This is a genomic window from Alteromonas sp. ALT199 (assembly GCF_018619335.1).
In the GTDB taxonomy this organism is placed as follows: Bacteria; Pseudomonadota; Gammaproteobacteria; order Enterobacterales; family Alteromonadaceae; genus Alteromonas.
In genome coordinates this window covers 1,282-2,485 of the sequence record NZ_JAHHDX010000047.1, presented here as the reverse complement: position 1 = coordinate 2,485, position 1,204 = coordinate 1,282, and the positions used below count along the sequence as shown (strand labels likewise).

General features: G+C 44.8%; 1 protein-coding gene. It reads left to right on the top strand.

Annotated features, from left to right (window positions below; all coding sequences use genetic code 11):
• Positions 1–1,204, top strand: a 1,204-nt coding sequence (locus KL866_RS05570) for an efflux RND transporter permease subunit (RefSeq protein ID WP_214993878.1), incomplete at both ends; no start/stop codon positions are given.

The following is a 1,204-nucleotide window of genomic DNA, read 5'->3' as shown; positions in this document are numbered from 1 at the left end:
ATGCTAATGCGGTTAACGTTGCAAAAAAAGTAGCTGACCGATTAAATGAAGTAAACGATAACCTGCCTTCAAACTACACGCTTAGCGAAATTTATGACCAAAGCGTGTTCATTAAGCAAGCCATAGACAACGTAAAATCAGCGGCAGTAATGGGCGGTATTTTAGCCATGTTAGTGCTGTATCTTTTCCTCAAAGACTTTTGGGCCACTGTAATTATATCGGTTTCTATTCCAGTTTCCGTGATTGCTACCTTTAATCTAATGTATGCCAACGACATAAGCTTAAATATGATGAGCTTAGGTGGTATCGCGCTTGCTGTTGGCTTATTGGTAGACAACAGTATTGTTGTGCTTGAGAACATCGACCGCCACAAGAAGTTAAAAATGGCTGTAAGTGATGAGGCAATAGCTACTAAAAAATCAATCACTGAAGACACTAAGACTGAGACTTCTGCCGCCAGTGAAGGTACAAAAGAGGTCTCTGGCGCAATTGTGGCCTCTACATTAACGACAATGGCCGTGTTTGTTCCGCTGATATTTGTAGAAGGCATTGCAGGGCAACTGTTTAAAGACCAAGCTTTGACGGTGTCGTTCGCTTTGGCGGCGTCGCTTGTTGTCGCGCTAACACTTATCCCAGCGATGGCGCATAAGAAGAAAAAGCAACATCTAGATCACGAAGATGTATTCACTACTTCAGCGCCTACGCCCCCCACATCAACGTTTGGTAAAGTTATGTACTATATTACCCTGCCAATTCGTTGGGTAATCAGGCTTGTCTTTGTATTTTTACCTGCAGCCTTAGTTACCTTGGTGATAGGTGCATGGCATATCACCAGCAAATTACTGAGCGTTGCGTTTAAACCGCTTATCTGGGTATTTAATAAAGCGTTTGACCTTCTGGCTTCAGCCTATGAAAAACTGCTGCGCGTTAGTCTTCAAGCAAAAGCACTGGTACTAGCCATGGCCTTTCTTGTTGCTGCTGGCGCGATAATGCTTGTACCAAAACTAGGTATGGAGCTTATTCCAACCCTATCCCAAGGAGAATTCTCGGTAGAAGTGACCCTTCCTGCTGGTTCGCCTTTGGCGCGCACCGACGCTGTTGTCAGCGACCTAGCTGCGGTTGCGGTAAATAGCAATGATGAAAGCGATACCAAGGTGCTTCGCACTTATGCAATGTCTGGTACGGGTAGTCTTATCAGTGCAGC